Annotated in this window: 15 protein-coding genes and 2 pseudogenes; 8 read left to right on the plus strand and 9 right to left on the minus strand. The window is 70.8% G+C overall.

Going from position 1 to position 16,239, the window contains the following annotated elements; genetic code table 11:
* The first annotated feature begins 7 nt into the window (after positions 1 to 7).
* Complete coding sequence (locus ACJ6WD_RS29895) at positions 8 to 1,228, plus strand: cytochrome P450 (protein WP_233660936.1); 1,221 nt, start codon at positions 8 to 10, stop codon at positions 1,226 to 1,228.
* A gap of 156 nt (positions 1,229 to 1,384) precedes the next feature.
* On the plus strand, positions 1,385 to 1,927 hold the full coding sequence (locus tag ACJ6WD_RS29900) for a DUF1707 domain-containing protein (protein ID WP_407616903.1): 543 nt from the start codon (positions 1,385 to 1,387) through the stop codon (positions 1,925 to 1,927).
* Between the two features lie 115 nt (positions 1,928 to 2,042).
* Here ACJ6WD_RS29900 and ACJ6WD_RS29905 read toward each other — a convergent pair whose 3' ends face one another.
* Positions 2,043 to 2,453: a hypothetical protein gene (locus ACJ6WD_RS29905; RefSeq protein ID WP_233660934.1), complete on the minus strand. Its 411-nt coding sequence runs from the start codon at positions 2,451 to 2,453 to the stop codon at positions 2,043 to 2,045.
* Here ACJ6WD_RS29905 and ACJ6WD_RS29910 point away from each other — a divergent pair.
* Together ACJ6WD_RS29910 and ACJ6WD_RS29915 are read left to right on the plus strand one after the other, a co-directional pair.
* Positions 2,412 to 2,900: pseudogene (locus ACJ6WD_RS29910) on the plus strand (FAD-dependent oxidoreductase); the annotation flags it as partial. The gene ACJ6WD_RS29905 and the pseudogene ACJ6WD_RS29910 overlap by 42 nt on opposite strands.
* 103 nt (positions 2,901 to 3,003) lie before the next feature.
* Positions 3,004 to 3,699 carry an NAD(P)/FAD-dependent oxidoreductase gene (locus tag ACJ6WD_RS29915; RefSeq protein ID WP_407616914.1) on the plus strand — a complete coding sequence of 232 codons (696 nt, stop codon included), beginning with the start codon at positions 3,004 to 3,006 and terminating at the stop codon, positions 3,697 to 3,699.
* A 30-nt stretch (positions 3,700 to 3,729) separates the two neighbouring features.
* On the opposite strand, the gene ACJ6WD_RS29920 is transcribed toward ACJ6WD_RS29915, so the two are convergent.
* From ACJ6WD_RS29920 to ACJ6WD_RS29935, 4 genes are all read right to left on the minus strand, one after another.
* Entirely contained in the window at positions 3,730 to 4,398 is a 669-nt protein-coding gene (locus ACJ6WD_RS29920) for a DUF4097 family beta strand repeat-containing protein (protein WP_407616904.1), read from the minus strand.
* Between the two features lie 418 nt (positions 4,399 to 4,816).
* Positions 4,817 to 5,662 carry an NAD(P)H-binding protein gene (locus ACJ6WD_RS29925; RefSeq protein WP_407616905.1) on the minus strand — a complete coding sequence of 282 codons (846 nt, stop codon included), beginning with the start codon at positions 5,660 to 5,662 and terminating at the stop codon, positions 4,817 to 4,819.
* A gap of 447 nt (positions 5,663 to 6,109) precedes the next feature.
* Positions 6,110 to 6,412 (minus strand): hypothetical protein, encoded by a 303-nt coding sequence (locus ACJ6WD_RS29930; RefSeq protein ID WP_407616906.1) that lies wholly within the window; start codon positions 6,410 to 6,412, stop codon positions 6,110 to 6,112.
* 268 nt (positions 6,413 to 6,680) lie between these two features.
* Entirely contained in the window at positions 6,681 to 8,576 is a 1,896-nt protein-coding gene (locus ACJ6WD_RS29935; protein WP_407616907.1) for an SMI1/KNR4 family protein, read from the minus strand.
* A gap of 209 nt (positions 8,577 to 8,785) precedes the next feature.
* On the opposite strand from ACJ6WD_RS29935, the pseudogene ACJ6WD_RS29940 reads away from it, so the two are divergent.
* A pseudogene (locus tag ACJ6WD_RS29940) lies at positions 8,786 to 8,998 on the plus strand (2-phosphosulfolactate phosphatase); the annotation flags it as partial.
* Positions 8,999 to 9,501: 503 nt separating this feature from the next.
* Positions 9,502 to 9,846, plus strand: a complete 345-nt coding sequence (locus ACJ6WD_RS29945; protein ID WP_407616908.1) for a hypothetical protein — start codon at positions 9,502 to 9,504, stop codon at positions 9,844 to 9,846.
* 173 nt (positions 9,847 to 10,019) lie between these two features.
* Here ACJ6WD_RS29945 and ACJ6WD_RS29950 read toward each other — a convergent pair whose 3' ends face one another.
* The 4 genes from ACJ6WD_RS29950 to ACJ6WD_RS29965 all read right to left on the minus strand — a co-directional run bounded on the left by ACJ6WD_RS29950 (position 10,020) and on the right by ACJ6WD_RS29965 (position 14,411).
* Positions 10,020 to 11,033, minus strand: a complete 1,014-nt coding sequence (locus ACJ6WD_RS29950; RefSeq protein ID WP_407616909.1) for an acyl-CoA dehydrogenase family protein — start codon at positions 11,031 to 11,033, stop codon at positions 10,020 to 10,022.
* On the minus strand, positions 11,030 to 12,196 hold the full coding sequence (locus ACJ6WD_RS29955; RefSeq protein WP_233660928.1) for an acyl-CoA dehydrogenase family protein: 1,167 nt from the start codon (positions 12,194 to 12,196) through the stop codon (positions 11,030 to 11,032). Before ACJ6WD_RS29955 ends, ACJ6WD_RS29950 begins: the two co-directional genes overlap by 4 nt.
* Positions 12,197 to 12,285: 89 nt before the next feature.
* Positions 12,286 to 13,113, minus strand: coding sequence for an enoyl-CoA hydratase/isomerase family protein (locus tag ACJ6WD_RS29960; protein WP_407616910.1), 828 nt, complete (start codon positions 13,111 to 13,113; stop codon positions 12,286 to 12,288).
* 116 nt (positions 13,114 to 13,229) lie between these two features.
* Positions 13,230 to 14,411, minus strand: a complete 1,182-nt coding sequence (locus ACJ6WD_RS29965) for a CaiB/BaiF CoA transferase family protein (protein ID WP_407616911.1) — start codon at positions 14,409 to 14,411, stop codon at positions 13,230 to 13,232.
* Positions 14,412 to 14,532: 121 nt separating this feature from the next.
* On the opposite strand from ACJ6WD_RS29965, the gene ACJ6WD_RS29970 reads away from it, so the two are divergent.
* Entirely contained in the window at positions 14,533 to 15,471 is a 939-nt protein-coding gene (locus ACJ6WD_RS29970; protein WP_407616912.1) for a LysR family transcriptional regulator, read from the plus strand.
* A gap of 80 nt (positions 15,472 to 15,551) precedes the next feature.
* Complete coding sequence (locus ACJ6WD_RS29975) at positions 15,552 to 15,980, plus strand: VOC family protein (protein ID WP_407616915.1); 429 nt, start codon at positions 15,552 to 15,554, stop codon at positions 15,978 to 15,980.
* Positions 15,981 to 16,239: the final 259 nt, after the last annotated feature.

Consider the following 16,239-nt stretch of genomic DNA (forward strand, 5'->3'; position numbering starts at 1 on the left):
CACCGAGATGACCACGACCCAGACGCCCGACACGCTGCGCCGGATCCTCGACTACTCCTCCCGGGCCGACCCGTACCCGCTCTACGCCGAGCTGCGCGAGACGCCGGTGGCCCGGCAGGAGGACGGCAGCTTCGTCATCAGCACCTATCGCGAGATCAGCGACATCCTGCACAACCCGCACCTGAGCTCCGACACCCGCAACCTGTCGTGTCCGACGGAGGGCATGCAGGCGGAGGGCACACCGGCGTTCATCAACCTCGACCCGCCCGAACACGACCGCCTGCGGCGTCTGGCGATGCGCCACTTCGGCCCCCCGCACACCCCGGGGCTGGTGACCGGCATGGAAGGCGCCCTGACCACTGCGGTCGGCCACCTGATCGACGACTTCGCCGGCAAGGAGCGGATCGACGTCGTCGACGACTTCGCCTACCCGTTCCCCGTCGCCGTGATCTGCCACCTGCTCGGCGTGCCCCGCGAGGACGAACCCCGCTTCCACCGATGGGTGGACGACCTCATCAACTCGATCGACTACAACCCCAAGACCGACCCGAAGGAGAAACTGGACAAGGGCGTCCAGGCCCGCAAGGACCTCCGCCAGTACCTCGGCGGACTGCTGGAGCAACGCCACGGGCAGCCCGGCGACGACCTGTTGTCGCGACTGGCCAACGACGACGGGCCCGACGGGCGGATGACCGACGAGGAAATCGTCGCCACCGCCAACCTGCTGCTGATCGCCGGCCACGAGACCACCGTCAACCTCATCACCAACGGCATGCTGACACTGCTGCGGCACCCGCACGTCCTCCAACGACTGTGCGAGGAACCGGACTTGGTCGTGCCACTGGTCGAGGAACTGCTCCGCTACGAGCCTCCCGTGCACATCATTCCCTGGCGGGCGGCGTACAGCGACATCACGGTCGCCGACACCACCATCCCCAAGGGCGCCCAGATCATGCTGATGTTGGCTTCGGGCAGCCGCGATCCGAACCGCTTCCACGATCCCGACCGCTTCGACCCCGATCGGCGCGACAACCAACACCTCGGTTTCGGCAGCGGCATCCACCTGTGCTTCGGCGGCCCGCTGGCCCGCCGAGAAGCCCAGATCGCACTGGGCCAACTGGTCCGGCACCTCGACCGGCCCCGGCTCGTCGCCGACCCGCCCCCGTACCGGCGCAGCCCCGTACTCCGCGGGCCGATCCACCTCTACGTCGAGCAGGGCGCAGCGTAGCGCCGGGGTTTCCGGTGCCGTCGGCCCGGTGTGCGGGACCGTTGTTGGCTTGTCGTCGGCGCAGCGGATGCCGCAACGCCGCTGCTCCGGCCGCCCTCGTCCGGCTACTTTCACCTTGACGCGTCCACGTCGTCGGCGCGGCACTAGAGTGAGACGGTGACCTCTCCGCAGGAAGACCCGCCGGTGGCGCTCAGCGAAGAAGACCGCGAGGCGGCCGTGCAGCGTCTGCAGACGGCCTACGCCGAAGAGCGCATCCCGCACGAGGAGATGGACGAACGCCTCGGTCAAGTGCTCACGGCCAGGACGCAGGGCGAACTCGCATCGGCCATGGCCTCCCTCCCGGAGGAAAGGCCGGAGCCCACCTCGACGATCGCTGCCGCTGGCGGACGGATCCGGCGGCGCGGCGCCTGGCGGGTACCCCGTCACCTCAAGGTGGCGTCCGCATTCGGACGGGTGCACCTGGACCTGTCCCGGGCCGTCGTCGAGCATCCGGTCGTCGACATCGAGCTGATGCTCGGCACCGGCCGTGCCAAGATCACACTGCCGCGCGACGCGACCGTCGACGTCGAGGGCCTCAGCACGGGGTGGAAGGACCTGCGCTACCAGCCCCGGCGGCGTTCCCGCGCCGGCGGGCCGAAGATCCGCATCTCGGGGTCCATGGGATTCGGCCGGTTGAAGATCCGCCACGCGCGGCGTTGAGGCGTACTCCTTCCCCCGCGACCGGACCACCCGCGCGGCACGTCGCCCCGCGCGGCCACCTCGCCGAGCGCCCAACGCCCCAGTCCGGGGACCGCACGGGGCGAGCGGAGCGTCCTCAGCGGAGGAGCCACCGGCACCACCTGGCGGGGATGGTTGCGTCGAGTGCCCGGCCGGGAGCGGCCGCCCGGACCCGCAGCAAACGGGCGCCGTGCGGTGGCGCGGTGGGACACTGGAGGGGTTCCGGCAGTACGTTCAGTCCGATGCCGGCCAGGGGCAGTGCTGGTCGGTCCCACGGAGCGGCGGTGGCGCCTGACAGGTCATCACCGTGCACGATCCCCACCAATTCACCGGCGAACTCGACCTGTTCAACGACCGCAAGAGCCTGGTGAACGGCCGGATGGCGGAGGACGGACAGGTGGTGCGCCTGAACCGCCCGCAGTTCCGCCGCCTGCTGGCCGCCGAACCGGACATCTACGAGACCGTGATGCGCGCGCTCATCCTGCGCCGCCTCGGCCTGATCCAGCACAGACAGGCAACCGTGGTGGTCGCCGGCCCGCCCACCACCGCCGACACACTGCGAGTGCTGCGCTTCCTCGAACGCAACGGCTACCCGGTCGCGGTCGTCGACCCGGCCGGCGGCCCGGCCGCCCGCGAGGTGTTGACCCGCTACGGCCTGGACGGCCGCAGGTCCTGGCCGGTGGTGGTCTACCGGCCGGACCGGTTCCTGGAGAACCCCACCAACCGGGAACTGGCGCAACAACTGGGCCTCGCCGAGGACCTCGATCCCCTCGCGGTGTACGACCTCGCGGTGGTCGGCGCCGGCCCCGCCGGACTGGCCGCCGCGGTCTACGCCGCCTCCGAAGGACTGCGCACGGTGGTGCTGGAGGCGGAGGCGCCCGGTGGCCAGGCCGGTACCTCCTCCATGATCGAAAACTATCTGGGGTTCCCCATCGGAGTGAGCGGCCAGGCACTGGCCGGGCGCGCCCAGGTCCAGGCACAGAAGTTCGGCGCCCGCATCGTGCTGCCCCGCCTGGTGGTGGGGGCTGGACTGCGAACGACGGCCCTACACGATCACGCTGGAGGACGGCGACCGCGTGCGGGGCCGGACGGTCGTCGTGGCCACCGGCGCGCGCTATCGGCGACTGGACCTGCCCGGCCTGGACCGGTTCGAGGGCAACGGCATCCACTACGCCGCCACCCTCATGGGGGCCGGCTTGTGCGAGAACGAGGAGGTCGCGGTCGTCGGCGGAGCCAACTCCGCCGGTCAGGCCGGGGTCTTCCTCTCCCGACACGCCCGCCGGGTGCAGATGCTCATCCGCGGCCCGGGCCTGTCCGAGACCATGTCCCGCTACCTCCAGGACCGCATCGAGGCGACCGACCGGATCCTCGTGCACCCGCACACCGAACTCACCGGGCTTGAGGGCGACGAGCACCTCACCGGGGTGCGGTGGGCCGACAACCGGACCGGCGCCGAGGAGTTCCGGCCGATCGCCAACGTCTTCCTGATGCTCGGCGCCACCCCCAACACCGACTGGCTGCAAGGCTGCCTGGAGACCGACCACCGGCACTTCATCCGCGTCGGTGCGGACGTCACCGACCACCGGACGCGTGCTGACGGTGCGCCACCGTCCGGTCTGGAGACCAGTCTGCCCGGCGTCTTCGCGGTCGGCGACGTCCGCGCCGGGTCCGTCAAACGGGTCGCCTCCGCCGTCGGCGAAGGCTCCGTCGTCGTCGCAGCCGTCCATCGCGCCCTCGCGACCGACAGGCCGTGAGGAGTGGCACGGCCCGGGAGTCCGCACCCCTCAGAGGCTGCGGGCGATGATGTCGCCGGTGGCGGTCGTCGCGTGCACGGTGAGGTGGTCGACGGCGCCGTCCGTACTCTTGAGCGAGTTGCGGATCCGGCCGTTGGAGGTGCCGCCGTCCAGGGACGCGGAGACCCCGGCGGCGGTGCAGACCTCCACCTCACCGGCGTCGGTGCGCAGCACCACCGTGCCGCGCACCGCCTCGGCGATGCGGATGTCGCCCTTGCTGGTGCGGATCTGCGCGGGGCCGCCGAGGCGGGCGATCGAGACGTCGCCGGCGCTGGTGGTGAGGCGGGCGCTCGCGACCTCGTCGAGGGTGATCGCGCCGTGCGCGCTGTCGACGGTGACGTCGCCGAAGCGTCCGACGGCCCGGATCGCGACGCTGGCCGCAGTCGTCTCGATCCGGGAGCCAGTGGGCAGTTGGACGGTGGCCTCGACGGATCCGGAGGGGCCGAAGTACTGGTTCTTCGCCGAGGCGGCGATCCGCAGGACGCCGTCGCGGTAGGTCACGGTGGTCTCTTCCGCCACCTTGACGTCACGGCTCTTCGAGGCGTCCGCAGGCAGGATCTCGACCGTGGTGTCGGACTGGTCGACGGCGATGAACTTCACGCGCCCGGCGGGAAGGTCGAGGACGGCGGTGATCGGCTCGGGGGTGTTGAAGGTGGGCATGGCGATGCTCTCCTGAGGGTTCGTCGGGGCGTTCCGCTGGTGTGAGGACGCCCGTCGTGGTGGTCGAAGCAGGCGAGTGCCTGACGACTGAGTCCACTCTCGACGGACGCCCTGACACCGGGCCGTCACCGCGCTGACGTGACCACTGACACGACACCCCGCAAACCAGAACGGCACCGTCTGGGCCCGGCAGTTCACGGCCACCGTGGGTCCAGCGGCACCACGGAGCACTGCGGTACGGGGGCGCGCCCCCGCGCCTGTTCCCCAGCGTGGCGGATCCGCCACGGCAGCAGTGCTCGCGTCAGGCGAGCCGGGCCACGGGTCCGGGACCCCGGCAATCACGAATCCCACGGATCGGTCGCACGTCGATGTCCCGTCTACGTGACTCCCATGGATCGGTCGCGCGTCGATGTCCCGTCTAGCGGAAACGGTGCGCGTGCTCTTCTGCCCATGACCGGAACGTGCGCGCCGGTGCTCCGGTGATCTCCTCCACCGTGGAGGTGATCACGTGCGATTCAGGTCGGGCGTCAGCACTGGCCAACAGCGCCTCGACGAGAGCGGGCGGCCTGCCGTCGGCGAGCATCCGCTGACGTGCGACCGCTACCGGGACCTCCTCGAAGCGCGTCGGGTGGCCGATCGCGTCCCCGATCATGTGTACCTGCTCGGCTCTGCCGAGTACCTGGGGTCCCGTCAGGACGTGTTTCCTGCCCTCATGTCCGTCATCGGTGAGGGCATGCACCGCCACGGCTGCGACGTCGCGTTCGTGGATCACCGCCGTGGCGGCCATGTCGGGGCCGCGGACGACGTGCGTGGTGCGTACCTGCTCGGCCCACCCCAGCGCGTTGGAGGCGAGGGTGTTCGACCGCAGGAAAGTCCACTCCAGGCCCGAGGCTTCGATCAGGCGCTCCATGTCGGCGTGGAGCTGGTTGATCGGGTCGGTCTGGCGTTCGGCGTCATCGTTCACTCCCGACGACGAGAGGTAGACGATGCGGTGAGCATGCCGTGCCGTCGCCTCCAGTACGGCAGGGGCGTCCTCGGTCGTGAGGAACGGCCATATCAGGAACACCGTGTCGCTCCCGGCCAGTGCCCCCTCCAACGCGTCCGGCCGGGTCAGGTCCCCGCCCACCACCTCTGCTCCCTCAGGCAGCCCGGCCGGCGCGGGCTCACGTGCCAGTGCCCGCACCGCCGCGCCTGTGGTGACGAGTTGGGTGACAACCTGCCGGCCGACATTGCCAGTTGCACCGATCACAAGAATTCGACTCATGACCACGTCAGCCCCGCCCCTGCCCGAGGTATTCCGAGGCTGCCCCGACGGTGCCGATACGGTGCCGAGGCGATCCCGAGACGCTCCGTGGCGCGGCCGGGCCGCTGCCGCAGTCGCCCCGGGAGCCTTCTATCCCAGCGAGCTCGTCGAGGGCAACCATCGATCCACTGATACCGGCGATTGCTGAGAACGGTGCATCGGCTGTGGCTTCCGCCGAGCGAAGTTTCCTCCTTGCGATGTTCCCTACTCTTGGGAGGGAATTCCGGTGTATTCGAAACTCGGTCAAATGGATATTTGATCGTGTTGAAATTCTGAGGGATCTGCATCATTCCGCCGCGTAACCGTAAACGGCGGTCGCTCGAATTGGGTGAGGCGCGAAAGGCGCCGTGTAGGGGTATCCGGCTTCCTCTCGCGCCTCGTCATGCGTGCACGTGCACGGGATATTCGTCACGCACAAAGCAGGACGACGAGCCCCCGGCAGTCTCCGTCGCCGCCACCGTGGTGATGGCCCTCCGGGAGGAGGAAAGCCCAGGGGTCCTGACCGCCGGATCGGAATCTGCCCTGGTCCTCATCGTGACGGATTTCGGTCGAGAGTGCCTTGGTGCTCTTGGTGCTCTTGGTGGTCTGCGGGATCGCATTCGCGGCTGCTGCTGTCGCGGGCGCACCCATCGCGAGGGTGAAACCCACGGCGGCGCTGATCGCGAATATTCGCAGAAACTTCTGCGGGTAATTTACGCGTGTCGTGTTCATGGAACAATCATGCACACATGCGGAGGTGCATCACCCTCGGAGGCGGGCCGATCGAGTGAGGTGCGGGAATCCATAGTAGCTGTCCATTGCGCGATTTTGATGCCCAGTCAGCGATTACTCGTCGCTGCGACCACCTCGCCGCAATTCCATCACTATTCGATGATTTGGTGCCGCGCGGCCAGTTCTCCGTAGTCGCGGATTCCGTGTCGCCCACGTTCCGGCGCTGTTGAAGGTCGCCACGTCTCCCATCGGGGCTGGCGGTCCGCGTTTATGGCTGAGGCTGCCCGAGGCTGATGTGGACGTAGGTGAAAGCCTCGTCGGCGCGTGGTGCGCGGGTCCAGGATCGGGTGGTGAAGGTGTGGAGCCTGCCTTGGGTCAGTGCGAAGTGGGGGAGTGAGAGACCGAGTTCGGTGTGCAGGGCCCGCAGTATGCGTCGTTCGCGGTCCAGTTCGGTGTCCTCGGGGTGGAACAGGCGTGCCGGGTCCAGTGCCTCGGGGAGCGTGCCGGAGCGTTGGATCTCCGTGCCCTGCACGGTGAAGGCGTAGAGCTGCTTGCCGCCGTCGGCCACCGACAGGTGGAACGCGGACGGGCCGTCGCCTGGGCTCTGGCGCCTCGGGTCGCGCCAGACCGCCACCGCGCGGCCGGACGAGGACGCGGCCCGGGCGGGCGACTGGAACAGCGTGTTCAAGCGGTGGCCCGAAAAGCCGTCGAAGGCGAAGGCCAACCCTTCGGCGGTGCGGCCGACGGCGACCACTGCCCGGTCCTCCCAGAGCTCCACGCCCTCCCGCTCATGGGGTCGGGGCGCCCGCCACGTCGCATCGCGCGGATCGATGGGTGCGCTCAGTTCGGCGGCTTCCTCGCCGATCAGGGCGGGCAGGTCGGTGGGGGCGATCCCCTCGACCCAGACGCAGCGGTATCCGTTGTGTGGCTGCCGGTTCGCCGACGGTTCCGTCAGCCACACGAGGCCCGGCGGGTCGAGATCCGGCACCGGCTCCGGAGTGGGGCCTGTCTCTCCGGTCCGTGGTGTCGCGAGCATCTCCCGGCCGCGCTCCGGGGTGATCAGCGGTCCCAGGATCGGATCGGCGAGCAGGCCGAGCGGGGCGATCAGGGAGGGGCCGGGAGCCGCCCAGGGCGGGAGCGCGTCCCGTAGCACGCGCCATGCGGTGTCGGTCGCTCCCCAGCGGGCCGCCTCCCGGGCCTGGGCGACGGCCCGGCCCCAAGGGCCTTCGGGCGCGTAGCGATGGGTGCCGTCCCGCACCGCGCTCAGTACGGCTTCGGCGGTCTTCCGGTCGGCGCCGCGGGCGGCCATCATCCCGAGCCAGCGGTCGGATTCGCCCGGCCGCCAGTCGCCGGCCGTTGCCTGCTGCAGAGCCTGCACGGGGAGGAGCTCGGGCAGGTAGCGCGGGTCGGCCACCAGGTTGCCGTAGTCCTGGGAGCTGCACGGGGTCAGTAGATGCCGGATCTGGTTGAGCAGGACGCCGCTGTGCGGCCGTCCGAAGGACAGTGCCTCCTCAAGCAGGGGCAGCGCCTCCTCGTACCGGCCGCCCAGGGCCAGCAGGCGGGCCTGTTCCACCTGGGCGTCCTGGCCGCGCGTGGTCGCGTTCACGAAGTCGGGTCTGTTCGCCCGGTCGCTGTGGAAGCCGCGGTACATGGCCTGCATGTAGGCACGGAACGACGGGTGGCGCCGGGGTGATTCACCGTGCCAGCCGTGGTAGACGTAGACCGCCCACTCGCCGTCCTCGTCGCTGTCGCCGGGGTCGAGCAGGGCGTTCGTCATGTCGGAATCCGTCTCCAACCGCAGTGCCCGTCGCCACATGCCTGCCAGCAGGACTTCCGCCCTGCCGGGGGCGTCGCCCAGGCCCTCCTCGTACAGCGGGGTCATGTCGTACGGATCGTTGAACCAGTCGATGTCCGCGGCCCCGCCCAGCTGATAGACCCCCACCATCTGGCCCACGTGCCATCCATCGCTCACGGCCAGGAACTCCCGGTACGAGGGCGGCAACCGCCGCCCCAGCCGCTTCTCGGCCGCGGCGATCACCGCCTCCTCGGCTCCGGGTCTGCCCAGCTGTACGTCGCCCGGCGCCTCCTCCTCGTCCTCGTGTGGAACCCATTCGTCCTGCCAACGCATCAGGAAATCTCGCCAGTTGAAGTAATCGTCACTCATGGAACGGATGGTGCCAGCAGGCACTGACAACGGCCGTCGACCTGCGCTGGGGCCGCTCAGGCCAACCGGCGTCCGCGCCCCTGCTTGCCCGTGAAGGCCCGTGAAGCCAGGCGATCAGCGGGGCAGTCGGGCGGGGCACAGGAGGGCGGTGCGGCGGCGCGGCGGCGGGCGGAGATCCGTATAGGGCGGGCATGCGCGACGATGACTGGATGGACGCTCGTTTCCTCGGCATTACCGAGTTGGTCGAAGCCCCGTCCGTGGCGGTCGTGGTCGACGTCATGCGCGCCTTCACGGTGGCCTCCTGGGCCTTCGCGCGGGGAGCCGACAAGATAGTTCTTGCCGGGTCGCTGGACGAAGCCCTGGCGCTCAAGGCTCGCCACCCGGATTGGTTGGCGCTCAAGGACGAAGGACTCGCTCATGGCGCTCCGTACGTGCGCCGTGCCCGTTTCGACCGACGCGGCTGCGAGCTGACCTCACCTCACCTCACCTCCGTGCAGTCGAAGTCACAGTCGCAGCCGCAGCCGCAGCTTCAGTCGGTGGTGCGCAGGGGCGGCAAGGGCGTGGAACAGGGCCGACATCATGGAACGGTTCCCGATGGGGAGGCGGCGGGGTTGTGAGGTCGCTGCCGAGGTGGCCGCGCCACTCGCGGGGGCGGAAGACGAACGAGGAGGAGGGCGTGGCGAGGTGAGGGTGGTTGAGGTAACGGACGATGTACGGGATTAGTGCACGCAGTTGGGGGCCGGCGTCGTGTACGCGCTGAGGGTGCTGTGCGCCCAACTGGTGGACGATCCGCTGAGGGGCGTTCCCGGATGGGATCCGTCGATGTACGTGGTCCACGTCGACGTCGAGACCTTTGAAGACTGTCCGGCGCTGGGCGTGCACTACGCCTACGGGCCGCCGGCGCTGGACGAGGGCGTGGCGGCAGGTGCGCAGGGTCGACGTGCTGCCCCGTGCGCCGGCGCGGATGGCATGGCCCGAGCCCGTCGGTCCGAGCGAGCGGCCGCTTGAGGATGCGGTGCAGGCACGGCAGGCGACCGAAGCGTGGCAGCGCATCGAGAGCTGGCTGCGCCGGCACGCCCCGACGACGCACGCGGCGCCCAAGTCCGGTGCTTCGGAGGCCCAGTTGGCCGCGCTGGAGGAGGTCATCGGCGTGCGGATCCCCGTACCGCTGCGAGTGCTGTGGCGCCAGTGTGCGGGGAGCCGCGACGTGCGCGGGGCAGGGCTGTTCCCCGATCACGGTTGGGCCTTGTGGGAACCGTGGAACGGTTGAGGCGCCCCGAAGGAGAGGGGACCGGACGTAGGTCTGTCCGGTCCCCTCTCCTTCGGGGCGCCTGAGCGCGTTGGGCGGTGCGGCTGCTCTCCGGCGCCCCGAGCCGGCGGGTTGACGTCCGCAGGCTCGACCGCACCGGGCCAGTCACGGGCCAGTCACGGGTCGGTCACTGGTCAGCCGCTGGTCACCCGTTGCCACAACCGGCCGCCGGCGCCCTCGCCGTCGAGCACCTGCCGACCGATCCTCTGCTGCCAGGCCCGTTCGCCGCCGTCCTCGTCGCGCCAGGACCACATGCGGGTGGTGGCCAGGCGGAGCGGGCTGAGTTCGGTGAAGCCGATGGCGCCGTGCAGTTGGTGGGCGATGCGGGTGATCTCGGCCACCGAGGCGGCGGCCTGTGCGGCGGCGAGCCAGGCGGTGAACTCCGCGGAGTCCGGTTCGGCCAGCGCGACGGCGGCCGCCTCGACGGCCGCGGTGACCAGGGCCGCTTCTTCGACGAGCTTGGCCTCCTCCTGCTTGACGGCCTGGAAGTGGCTCAACGGTCGGCCGAACTGTACGCGTGAGGCGGTGTGGGCGACCGTCAGTTCCACGCAGCGGCGGGCCGCACCCGCGATCAGGGCGGCCCGGGCCAGGCCGGAACGCCATGCGGCCTCGCGGACCAGCGCGGCCGGAACGCGGCGGACCCGCGCGGCGGGGACGGTCACGTCGAGCAGCACCAGGTCGTCCCGGGGCTCGCCCGCCAGGTTGGCGCCCGCCACCTGCCGCCACTCGGCGGCTTCGAGGAGGAAGAGCACGGGCCCGCCCCACGGACCCTCGGTCAGCACGACCGCGGCTTCGGCGGCCCGGGCCCACGGCACCCGGTGCAGCGTGCCGCTGACCCGCAGGGCGTCATCGGTGCCTGCCGCTCCCGTCGGCCCGACCCTGCTGTCGGTGTCCACGTGGGCGAACCGCACGTCGAGTGGGCCGGTCGCCACGGTGAGGTGGCCGTCCGGGACGGCCAGCCCGGCCGCGGCCAGCAGCGGGCGCGCGACGAGCAGCGTTTCGGCGAGCGGTGCCGGGGTGTGGTGGTGGCCGGCTTCCCGGGCCAGGGCCACCAGGGTGGTTGGCGGCGCATCGAGCGGGGGCAGGGCGTCGGCGGCGCGTTCGGCGGGGGGTGCGGCCAGGTGTTCGGTGGCGGATTCGGTGCTCATCGGGACAGCTCCAGACCTCGGGTGATGATGCCGCGCAGGATTTCGTTGGTGCCGCCGCGCAGCGTGTATCCCGGCGCGTGCAGGATCGCGGTGGCCAGCAGTTCGGGGTAGCTGCCGCGGGTGGCGTCGAAGCGGGCGGCGGTCGGAAGGATCTCGCGGACCTCGTTGACGAGTTCGCCCTCGAAGCGGGTCCCGAGGTCCTTGACCAGGGCCGCCTGCACGTCGGCGGGTCGGCCGGCCGCCAGGGCCGCGGCCACTCCCAACGACAACTGCCGGATGGCCGACAGGCGCGCGGTGAGCCGGCCCACGCGGGCCTGCTGCTCGGGACTGCCTCCGCCGGTCCGCTGCACCTGCTCCACCAGGGCGGTCAGGAGCGGAAGCGTGGACAGGAAACGTTCGGGACCGCTGCGCTCCAGGGCCAGTTCGCCGGTGACCTGCTGCCAGCCGTCGCCGGGGCGTCCGAGCAGTGCGTCGTCGGTGAGTTCGACGCCCTCCAGATGGCAGTAGTTGAAGGTGTGTTCGCCGCTGAGCAGACGGATCGGCTCGACGCGGACGTGCGGATCGCGCAGGTTGACGATGAACTGGCTCAGCCCGGCGTGGCGGTCCTCGGACTCGTCGGTCCGGGCGAGCACGATCGCGTGGTCGTTGACGTGCGCGCCGCCCGTCCACATCTTGGTGCCGGTCAGCCGCCAGCCGCCGTCGGTCCGTTCCGCCCGGGTACGTACCGAGGCCAGGTCCGAGCCGCTGTCCCGCTCGCTCATCCCGATCGAGAAGAAGCACGCGCCGGCGGCGATCCGGGGCAGGAAGTGGCTCCGTTGCGCCTCGGTGCCGTGGCGCAGGATGGTGGGTCCGGCCTGCCGGTCGGCGACCCAGTGGGCCGACACGGGGGCGCCGGCGGCCAGCAACTCCTCGATGACGACGTAGCGTTCGAGGTTGCTGCGTCCGCCACCGCCGTACTTCCGTGGCAGGGTCATGCCGACCCAGCCACGCCGGGCCAGGCGGCGGGTGAACGCGGGGTCCCAGCCGGTCAGCCAGGAATCGGGCCGACCGAGGATGGTGCCGGCGGCCCGCTCCCCGGCGAGGAAGTCGCGCACCTCCTGTCGTAACTGGACCGTCTCGCGGGGAAGTTGGACGGCCCCGGGATCGAGGGCGGAAAGGGTCATCGCGGTGCTCCTCAGACAAGGTGATGGGTGTGCACAGTGGTGGTAGGTGCGGGGCGGGCGCGGGGTGGGTACCGTGCCTGCGCCTGTGGTCAGGCGCCCGTGAAGTGCGGGTGGCGGCGCTCCCGGCGTGCCTGGACGCCCTCGCGGAAGTCGTCGGTGGTGGTCGTCACGGGCTGGGCGAGCGCCTCCCACGCCAGTGCCTGTTCGACGGTGGGCTGCCCCTGGGCCAGGCCGCTCTTGGTCAGCCGGACCGCCAGTGGGGCCGCGGCGGCGATCTCGTCGGCCACGTCGAGTGCGGCCGGAAGCACCCGGTCGGCCGGCAGCGCCTCGTGGACCATGCCGAGGGTGGCGGCCCGCGTTCCGCTGATCAGCCGTCCGGTCAGCAGCAGTTCCCGTGCCCTCGCCGGGCCGACGGCCTCGGCGAGCAGGGCGGTGGTGGCCATGCCCGGGTGCAGGCCGAGCCGGACGAACGGCGCGCCGAGCTTCGCCTCCGCCGCGGCGTACCGCAGGTCGCAGGCGAGGGCCAGTGCCAGTCCGGCGCCCACCGCGTGGCCGTTGACGGCCGCGACGGTGGGGACGGGCAGGTCACGGACGGCCAGCCAGGTCCGGTAGAAGTCGGACAGTTGGGCCCGGGTGCCGGAGAGGCCCTGGCCGTGTTGGTTGGCGAGTTCCCCCAGGTCGGCGCCCGAGCAGAAGGCGGGGCCGGTCCCGGTGATCACGACGGCGCGCAGGTCGGGCGCCTGGCGCAGGGACTGCATGGCGCGCCGCCACTGCGCGGTCAGCCGCCCGGTCATCGGATTGCGCCGGTCGGGGTTGTCGAAGGTCAGCACCGTGACGCCGTTCGGCCGGTGCTCGACGCGCAGCGGTTCCCGCTCGTGCGGCGCTGCCTGTTCGTCCAGGGGGGGTTGCTCGGTCACGGGTCCTCGATTCGGCCTGTGGGTGGGGGAGTTGGTGGTGGTTGGTCGGCAGTGCCGCGGGCCTGTCGCCGGGGCGACGTGGACCGGGGGTCCGGGGAGCGGTCACGGCCGACGGCTCAGGCGGACGGTCGGTGGCCGATCTCGGCGAGGACCTCCTCGGTGTGTTCGCCGATCTGCGGGCAGTGCCGGTGCAGGCCGGCGGGCGTGGCCCAGAAGCGCACGGGCTGGCCGATGAGGCGGTAGCCGCCCTCGGTGGGGTGTTCGGCCTCCTGGAGCAGCCCGCCCTCGGCGGCGTAGGTGCTGGTGGCGGCCTCCGCCAGGCTCAGCACCGGGGCGGCGGGGATGCTCTTCGCATCGCAGAACCCCTGCCATTCCGCGGTGGTGTGCCGGGGTGTGAACTCGCCCACGAGTAGGTAGAGTTCGTCGACGTTGCGGGCGCGCGCGGTGAACGACGCGAAACGTGGGTCGTCGGCCAGTTCCGGACGCTCGACGAAGGCGAAGAAGTCACGCCAGTTGCGGTCGCTGTAGGGCAGGATGCACATCCAGCCGTCCGCCGTGCGGGAGGCCGTGCGACGGGGGCTGAGTGCCCGCGGGTAGCCGATCGGCCCGGCGGGTGGGTTGTGGGTCGCCGCTGCCAGGTGCTCGACGAGGTTGAAGGCCAGCATGGTGTCGGCCATCGGGACCTCCACGTGCTGGCCCTGGCCGGTGCGGTCACGGTGATGGAGCGCGGCGAGCACCGACTGCACGATCACCAGGCCGCAGATCTTGTCAGCCAGCACCGTGGGCACGTAGTGCGGGACGCCGCTGACCTGCTCGTTCAGCCACACCAGGCCGGAGGCTGCCTGCACGACGTCGTCGTAGGCCGCATGCCCGCCGAGGGGCGAATCGCTGCGGAAGCCCTGGGCGTTGAGGTAGACCAGGCCGGAGTTGACGTCTGCCACGTCCTCGTACGACAGGTTGAGGCGCCGCAGGGCCTGTGGGCGGACGTTGGTGAGGAAGACGTCCGCGCTCGCGAGGAGGGCGAGCAGGGCGTCGCGGCCGCCCGGGGCCTTGAGGTCGAGGGCGACGCTGCGCTTGTTGCGGTTGAGGTTGAGGGATATCACCCCCATCCCGGGACTGCGGGTCGGCGGGTAGTGGCGGGTCAGGTCACCGGTCGGCGGTTCGACCTTGATCACGTCCGCTCCGAGGTCGCCGAGCTGTTGGGCCGCGTACGGGGCCATGATCACGCTGGCCAGCTCGACCACCCGCACGCCGTTCAGCGGACCGACGCCACCGTCCGCTTCCCGTCCTGTCGCCATGGCACGTCTCCGATCTCCACCGGGCCCGGCTTCACGCGCCGGGCCGTTGACAGCCAGTCAAATCCCAGGCACCCCATATCGTCCAATACTTCTTTCCGGCACCTTCCATATGCTGTGCCATATGGAATTGACCCAGCGCCTCCTCCAACAGGTCGTCGTGTTGGCCGAGGAACAGCACTTCGGACGTGCCGCCGAGCGACTCGCCATGCGGCAGCCACCGCTCAGCCAGGCGATCCAACGACTGGAGCGCGGCCTCGGCGTCGCCCTGTTCGACCGCCTTCCGCGGGGGGCCCGACTCACCCCGGCCGGCCGCGCGTTCGCCGAGGACGCCCGGCGGCTGCTCGAAGCGCAGGCCGCCGCCGTGGACCGGGCGCGGCGGATCGCCAGCGGACACGAGGGCGAACTCCGGCTCGGATTCATCAGCAGCCTCGGCTACGACTTCCTGCCGCGCCTGCTGCGCCGTACCCACGCGCAGTTGCCCGGACTGCGGCTGCACCTGGGACAACACCCCTCCGCGGAACTGGTCGACATGCTCCAGGCCGGAACGCTCGACCTCGCGCTCGTCCGGCTCCCCGTCACCGGCACGGAACGGCTGACGGTCCGTCGAATCGGCGTGGAACGGCTGGTGGCGGTCCTTCCCGAACGCCATCCGCTCGCCACCGCGGCACGCCTGGACCTGCGGGAACTCGCCGGAGAGCAGTTCGCGATGCCCAAGCGTGGCGCCCTGCCCGGGTTGGCCGAGCAGGTCGCGCTCGCCTGCGCACAGGCCGGCTTCACACCCCGACCGCGCGGCCAGGCGGACGACCTGCCGGGACTGCTCAGCTACGTCGCCGCCGGCCTGTGCCTGGCGCTCGCCCCCGAGCAGGTACGCACACTGGGCATCCCGGGAGTGGCCTACCGTCCCCTGCACGGCGATTCCCCCTACCTGGAGACCGCGGTCGCCGCCGTGCACCGCTCGGACGGCCCCGACGCCGCCGTACAACGGGTACTGAAGCTGATCGACGCCTGCGACCTGCCGCCCGACACCGACCCGCCGACCGCGCGACGCAACGGCGGCTAACGGGGACCGTTCACCCGACAGGACAACAAGCCGATACGAAGCGGGAGATGAGCAGCGCAACCCCCTGCTATGGTGCGCCGATGCCATCGATCAAGCAGTTCCAAGTCACCTTCGACTGCGCGGAGCCTGAGCGCCTCGCTCGGTTCTGGTGCGAGGTGCTGGGGTACGTCGTGTCGCCGCCACCGCAGGGGTTCGCCACGTGGGACGACTTCGACCGCTCCCGGCCTCCTGAGGACCGGGGTTCCTGGTGCGCCTGTAGCGATCCGTCCGGCGTGGGCCCGCGACTGTTCTTTCAGCGCGTTCCCGAATCCAAGATCGTCAAGAACCGGGTCCATCTCGACGTGCGGGTCGGCACCGGACTCGTGGGTGAGGAACGCCTCGCCGCGCTCGAAGCCGAGTGCACACGAGTGGTCGCGCTCGGCGCGGTGCGCGTGCAACTCCTTTACGACGGCCACGACTCGTGCATCGTGATGCAGGACATCGAGGGCAACGAGTTCTGCATCGACTGAGGAGGTCCCTCCTCGTGGCAGGGCGCCCCAAGAACGCCGGAGGTGCCTCATCCCCCGTGCCGTGGACGGGGGCCCGGCGGGCGGGGAGCGAGACGAGCCCGTGCGGTGGAGCCCCGCCGGAGTTCCGGCGGGGCTCCGGCGCGTAACGGGCCTTAGCCGGGTGTTAGTGGAGCGGCAGTGTCGCGGTAGTGGTGGCGGCCAGAGTGGTTGTCGTACCGAGGAGAGAACGACTTCGACTTCCCTGGGGGGACCCGAAATG

This window comes from Streptomyces sp. VTCC 41912 (assembly GCF_045799175.1).
GTDB classification, from domain to species: domain Bacteria; phylum Actinomycetota; class Actinomycetes; order Streptomycetales; family Streptomycetaceae; genus Streptomyces; species Streptomyces albulus_C.

Bases quoted from the DNA above. Each gene is read 5' to 3' on its own strand.
- ACJ6WD_RS29895 (WP_233660936.1), top strand. From the start codon at position 8: ATGACCACGACCCAGACGCCCGACACGCTGCGCCGGATCCTCGACTAC.
- ACJ6WD_RS29920 (WP_407616904.1), bottom strand. From the start codon at position 4,398: ATGCCCACCTTCAACACCCCCGAGCCGATCACCGCCGTCCTCGACCTT.
- ACJ6WD_RS29925 (WP_407616905.1), bottom strand. From the start codon at position 5,662: ATGAGTCGAATTCTTGTGATCGGTGCAACTGGCAATGTCGGCCGGCAG.
- ACJ6WD_RS29930 (WP_407616906.1), bottom strand. From the start codon at position 6,412: ATGAACACGACACGCGTAAATTACCCGCAGAAGTTTCTGCGAATATTC.
- ACJ6WD_RS29935 (WP_407616907.1), bottom strand. From the start codon at position 8,576: ATGAGTGACGATTACTTCAACTGGCGAGATTTCCTGATGCGTTGGCAG.
- ACJ6WD_RS29950 (WP_407616909.1), bottom strand. From the start codon at position 11,033: ATGAGCACCGAATCCGCCACCGAACACCTGGCCGCACCCCCCGCCGAA.
- ACJ6WD_RS29955 (WP_233660928.1), bottom strand. From the start codon at position 12,196: ATGACCCTTTCCGCCCTCGATCCCGGGGCCGTCCAACTTCCCCGCGAG.
- ACJ6WD_RS29965 (WP_407616911.1), bottom strand. From the start codon at position 14,411: ATGGCGACAGGACGGGAAGCGGACGGTGGCGTCGGTCCGCTGAACGGC.
- ACJ6WD_RS29970 (WP_407616912.1), top strand. From the start codon at position 14,533: ATGGAATTGACCCAGCGCCTCCTCCAACAGGTCGTCGTGTTGGCCGAG.
- ACJ6WD_RS29975 (WP_407616915.1), top strand. From the start codon at position 15,552: ATGCCATCGATCAAGCAGTTCCAAGTCACCTTCGACTGCGCGGAGCCT.